7 protein-coding genes are annotated in these 4,871 nt (G+C 69.0%); 3 read left to right on the plus strand and 4 right to left on the minus strand.

Annotation, left to right across the window (positions count from 1 at the left end):
- Positions 1-512: DNA translocase FtsK 4TM domain-containing protein (locus V7702_RS16515; protein ID WP_335651170.1), on the minus strand; the 512-nt coding region annotated here is incomplete at its 3' end.
- 203 nt (positions 513-715) lie between these two features.
- Between V7702_RS16515 and V7702_RS16520 the strand changes: the two genes are divergently transcribed.
- Positions 716-1,180 (plus strand): hypothetical protein, encoded by a 465-nt coding sequence (locus V7702_RS16520; protein ID WP_335651171.1) that lies wholly within the window; start codon positions 716-718, stop codon positions 1,178-1,180.
- Here V7702_RS16520 and V7702_RS16525 read toward each other — a convergent pair whose 3' ends face one another.
- From V7702_RS16525 to V7702_RS16535, 3 genes are all read right to left on the minus strand, one after another.
- Positions 1,181-1,882 carry a DUF502 domain-containing protein gene (locus V7702_RS16525; RefSeq protein WP_335651172.1) on the minus strand — a complete coding sequence of 234 codons (702 nt, stop codon included), beginning with the start codon at positions 1,880-1,882 and terminating at the stop codon, positions 1,181-1,183.
- 75 nt (positions 1,883-1,957) lie between these two features.
- The gene (locus V7702_RS16530; RefSeq protein WP_335651173.1) at positions 1,958-2,845 is read right to left on the minus strand and encodes a dienelactone hydrolase family protein; all 888 of its coding nucleotides are present in this window, start codon (positions 2,843-2,845) and stop codon (positions 1,958-1,960) included.
- A gap of 69 nt (positions 2,846-2,914) precedes the next feature.
- The gene (locus V7702_RS16535) at positions 2,915-3,529 is read right to left on the minus strand and encodes an alpha-ketoglutarate-dependent dioxygenase AlkB (RefSeq protein ID WP_335651174.1); all 615 of its coding nucleotides are present in this window, start codon (positions 3,527-3,529) and stop codon (positions 2,915-2,917) included.
- Between the two features lie 20 nt (positions 3,530-3,549).
- Between V7702_RS16535 and V7702_RS16540 the strand changes: the two genes are divergently transcribed.
- Positions 3,550-4,050, plus strand: coding sequence for a hypothetical protein (locus V7702_RS16540; RefSeq protein WP_335651175.1), 501 nt, complete (start codon positions 3,550-3,552; stop codon positions 4,048-4,050).
- Positions 4,051-4,225: 175 nt separating this feature from the next.
- Positions 4,226-4,871, plus strand: a 646-nt coding sequence (locus V7702_RS16545) for an Hsp70 family protein (RefSeq protein ID WP_335651176.1), incomplete at its 3' end; no start/stop codon positions are given.

Consider the following 4,871-nt stretch of genomic DNA (forward strand, 5'->3'; position numbering starts at 1 on the left):
AGGGCGACGGCGCCGGCCACGCCGAGCAACAGCGCGGAAATGGGTCGAGCGGCGGGAATGCGCGCGAAATCCAGCAGGCCCGCAAAGCCCGCCAGCAGGCCGTGGCCCCAGAATCCGCCCAGGCCCTTGGCCAGGGGCCAGACGGCCGGCGCCGGCGGCCATGCCATCAGCGCGGCCAGCCCCAGCACCCCAGCCAGGCCGATGACGGCGCGGAGGCGAAGGTCAGCCCGATTGGCGTCCGGATCGGGCGACAGGGCCCGCGACAGGCCGAACATCACCATCAGCAGGGCGGCCAGGCCCGCGGCCAGGCCCAGGGACTGCATGCCGATATCGGCGACGGTCGCCCCGGGACCGCCCAGCACATTGAGCGGCGCATGGCCGGTGGCGGCGTTCAGACTCGGATCGGCGGCGTTGTAGGTGGCCAGCGCCAGGGCGACAGCCACGCCGGCGGCCGCCAGCAGCCCGCCGCGCAGCCGGGCGGTCAGGGGATGGGTCCAAGCCAGCCGGGCCACGTGAAGCCCCAGCTCCACACCCGATTTTCGCGCCGCCCGCGCCATAAGGCCTCCAGGAAAGACAAGTGGCCCATCTATGGGTCGGGAGGGTTAAGAGGCGTTTACTTCACGGACGTGGGCCGGGGGCGACACGGCGGCGCAAACCGCCCGAGCGCCGATGAAGCCGCTTCCGCTGAAAGCCCAGCCGCACTAGGATTTCAGCCATGTGGACCGTCCCTCAACCCGTTCTCCGCCTTGTGGCGCTCGCCCTGCTCGGCGTGGCCGGCTTCGCCTTCGCCATGGGTGTGATCGGCGCCGAGCCCCGCGGCGGCCGCCTGCCCGGGGAGGCGTCCGGTTCGGGCGAAACCGTCGCCCCCGTGGTCGCCACCGACGCCCAGGCCCTGGACGAGAACAACCAAAGCCTGGTCAGGCGCGATGAGTCGCTGGACGAAGCGACCGAAGATGAGGCGCCCGCCGCCACGGCCAAGGAGACCGTCGAGACAGCTTCCGTCGATCCTCAGATCCCCGCCCTGCAGGTGCCGGACGAGCCGCCAGCCCAGGCGCCCGCGCCCAAGGCCCCCGCGCCGAAGACCCCGGCGCCCAAGGCGCCCCCGGCCCCGGCCCCCAGCGGCGACGCCATTGGCGACCTCGTCGATGGCCTGACCCCGTCCGAACTGCCGCCCTTCTAACTAGAAGGCTGGCGGCGTCTCTTCGGGCGGCCGGGGTCCGATATCGGCCAGGGGCGGACGGCCCCGGTCGCGATACTTGATGGCTTCCGGCGCCGTCACCCCGGCCGAGACGATGAACTGGATGGCCTCGTTCAGGGTCCAGTCCAGCCAGATCAGCCGGTCCACCGGCACGATCTCCACATAGCCGGAGGTGGGATTCGGCGTAGTCGGCACATAGACCGCAGCGAGTTCCTCGCCGGAGTCGGCGGCGCGGAAGATCTGGGTGACCAGACCGACCGTCTTCATCTCCTCGGACGGAAACTCGATCAGCACCACCTTCTGAGCCTGCTCCATCGGCGACTGGAAGCTGGCGATCAGCTTCTGGGCCGAGGAATAGATGGTCCGGCCCACCGGGATGCGGCCGACCAGATCGTCCACCGCCTTGCCGAAGGCCCGCCCTGCGGCCCCGCGGGCCAGGGCGCCGACGATGGTCAGGATCACCAGGGCGGTGAGGATTTCCAGGATGGTGGTGAGGACCCCACCCTCATCCCCGGCGCCGCCCAGGGTGGTGAGCGGCCGGATCACCAGGGCGCCCAGCAGGGCCGCCAGCTTGGCCAGCAGCCACAGCGCCCAGACGGTCAAGGCCAGGGGCGCGAGCGTCACCGCCCCCAGGGCCAGGGTCTGGGGCCAGCGGATCAGGAATTGTCGGACGGCGGGGTCCATGGGGGCGTGCGGCTCCGTCGGCTGCGTTCAAGGACTACCTAAACGCAGCCGCGGCCTTACGGAAACATGGCGGCCTTATGCCGGGACGGGCGCCACGGCGTGCTCGGCGAAATGGGCCAGCATCCGAGCCCAGCCATCCTTGGCGGCGGCGGCGTCATAGGCCGAGCGATAGTCGGCGTGGAAGCCGTGCTGCGAGTCCGGATAGACGATGATCTCGCTGTCGGTCTTGCCCGCCGCGGCCAGGGCGCTGCGCATCTTCTCCACGTCGGAGAGCGGAATGCCCTGGTCCTGGCCGGCATAGAGGCCGAGCACCGGCGCCGAGAGAGCCTCAGCCATGTCCACTGGCCATTGGCGCTCATCGGCGGGCGCATCGGCGGGGCGGGCCAGACGGCCGTACCAGGCGACCCCGGCCTTGAAGAGGTTGAGCCGCTGGCAGGCCTGCCAGACGATGTTGCCGCCCCAGCAGAAGCCGGTGATCGCCGCGGTGTCGGCCTGGGCGTAGTCCTGCGCCTTCAGGAAGGCCATGGCCGCCGACAGGTCGCCCATCACCTGGTCGTCGGTGGCGGTCGCCACGATCTTGCGGATCTCGGCATAGTCGGTGAGCCCCGAAGGATCGCCGGCCCGGGCGAAGAAGTCCGGCGCCATGGCCACATAGCCGAGCTGCGCCAGCCGGCGGCAGACGTCGCGGATATATTCGTGCACCCCGAAGATTTCCGAGACCACGATCACCACCGGATAGGGACCGGCGCCGGCGGGACGGGCCAGATAGGCCGGGATCTGGGTGTCGGGCGGCGAGATCTGGACGGTCTCGGTGACCAGGCCGGTCTCCGGCGTGGTGATCGGCTCGGCTTGGGCCGACAGGGCGAAGACCGCATAACCGCCCAGGGCTGCGACTGCGAGGCCCCGGCGCGACAGGTTGAGATCAGACGGCTTGGTCCCTTCGGGACGGGTCAGCGTGGTCATGGGCGTCCTCGTTCTTCTGGTTGGCTTGATCCTGCGGGCAGGGTGGCATCGAGTCCAGCCGCTCAGAAGTCAGGCCTTCGGGCCGGCGCGACGCAGGGTGAGGTTGATACGGCCCCCGCCTGGGATCAGACGCGAGGAGCCGGCGACGATCCGGTCGATCCCGTGGTGGGCGAGCCGCGCAGGTCCGGCCAGAAGGCAGACGTCGCCCGAAGCCAGCCGCACCGACCGCGTCGGATCGCGCCGGCTCGTCCCGCCGATGCGGAATATGGCCGTGTCTCCCAGCGAAACCGACAGCACCGGCAGGCTGAAGTCGGCCTCGTCGCGATCCTGGTGCAGGCCCATCCTGGCCCCGTCCCGATAGAGATTGACCAGGCAGGCGTCGGGAGGAATCTGCGGGTCGGCAAGCTCCGCCCAGAGGCGCAGCAGGACCTCCGGAATGTCCGGCCAGGCCTGTCCGGTCACGGGATGGGTCGGCTGGTAGCGATAGCCTGCCGCGTCGGTCACCCAGCCGCGGGGGCCGAAATTGGTCATCTCCACGCTCATGGGTTTACCGCCGGGCGTCACCGGCCGGTAGAAGGGCGCGTGCGCCGCCTTCTCCAGCACCTCAGCCAGCAGGGCCTCTTGCGCCGCCGCATCGAGGGCCGCGGGCGCCAGGCGAAATCCGGTTTGCGAAACAGGCTCCATCAGACCCCATATAGGGCGAGATGACCCGCCCCGCTCCCATGCGCCCCCTGTCGCTGCGCGCCCTGACCGAAGGCGAGCGTGCGCTCGCCCGCGAGGTGTTTGGTGAAGGCCTTGCGGCCGAGCGGGTGCGCATCCTGGCCCTGCCGGTCTGGCCCAGGGCCTTCGCCGCGGGATCGCGGCTGATGGTGTTTCCGATGTCGGCGGCGGTCCGGGACTTCTCCCAGGCCCCCCTGGGGCTGCAGGGATTGTTCGTCCACGAACTGACCCATGTCTGGCAGGCCCAGCGGGGGATCGGCCTGCTGTGGGCCAAGCTGCGGTGCGGCGATGACCCGCAGGCCTATGCCTATGACCTGCTTTCGGGTTGGGGCTTCGACGATCTCAATATCGAGCAGCAGGCCATGGTTGTGCAGCACGCCTTCCTGGCGAGCCGCCGCGCCCAGACCCCCTTCCCGGCCCTGGCCTATGGGGCGTTTCTGGCCGGATTTTGCGCATCTCGGCCCGATAAACCCCGGAAACTTTAGGGGCATTGGACTTGTAGCGGCTATCATCAGCCCCATATCGCGACTCGACGGCGGCGCCTTCTTTGGGCTAACCGCCCGAGACCCTTTTTCGACCGGGGGCGGTGACAAGAACGGGGGTGCTTCACTAGAAGGCCCACACGCGCCGTCCGCCAACAAGGAGCGAGCAGGACTCGATATGAGCAAGATTATCGGCATCGACCTCGGCACCACCAATTCGTGCGTGGCCATCATGGACGGCAAGACGCCGAAAGTGATCGAGAACGCCGAAGGCGCCCGGACCACACCTTCTGTGGTCGCCATCCTCGACGACGGCGAACGCCTCGTCGGCCAGCCGGCCAAGCGCCAGGCGGTCACCAACCCGTCCAACACCCTCTTCGCGATCAAGCGCCTGATTGGCCGCCAGTACAGCGATCCGACGGTGGAGAAGGACAAGGGCATGGTGCCCTACGACATCGTCAAGGGTCCCAGCGGCGACGCCTGGGTGAAGGCCCACGACAAGGATTATTCTCCCCAGCAGATCTCGGCCTTCATCCTTCAGAAGATGAAGGAAGCCGCCGAGCAGCACCTGGGCGAGAAGGTCGAGAAGGCGGTCATCACCGTCCCGGCCTATTTCAACGACGCCCAGCGTCAGGCGACCAAGGACGCCGGCAAGATCGCCGGGCTGGAAGTCCTGCGGATCATCAACGAGCCGACGGCCGCGGCCCTGGCCTATGGCCTTGAGAAGAACGACGGCAAGAAGATCGCCGTCTACGACCTGGGCGGCGGCACCTTCGACGTCTCGATCCTGGAGATCGGCGACGGCGTCTTCGAGGTGAAGGCCA

This window comes from Phenylobacterium sp., from assembly GCF_036963605.1.
GTDB lineage: Bacteria > Pseudomonadota > Alphaproteobacteria > Caulobacterales > Caulobacteraceae > Phenylobacterium.

What these genes read in the sequence shown, in the direction of transcription:
- V7702_RS16540 (WP_335651175.1), top strand. Translation starts at nt 3,550, where the DNA reads ATGACCCGCCCCGCTCCCATGCGCCCCCTGTCGCTGCGCGCCCTGACC.
- V7702_RS16530 (WP_335651173.1), bottom strand. Translation starts at nt 2,845, where the DNA reads ATGACCACGCTGACCCGTCCCGAAGGGACCAAGCCGTCTGATCTCAAC.
- V7702_RS16525 (WP_335651172.1), bottom strand. Translation starts at nt 1,882, where the DNA reads ATGGACCCCGCCGTCCGACAATTCCTGATCCGCTGGCCCCAGACCCTG.
- V7702_RS16520 (WP_335651171.1), top strand. Translation starts at nt 716, where the DNA reads ATGTGGACCGTCCCTCAACCCGTTCTCCGCCTTGTGGCGCTCGCCCTG.
- V7702_RS16535 (WP_335651174.1), bottom strand. Translation starts at nt 3,529, where the DNA reads ATGGAGCCTGTTTCGCAAACCGGATTTCGCCTGGCGCCCGCGGCCCTC.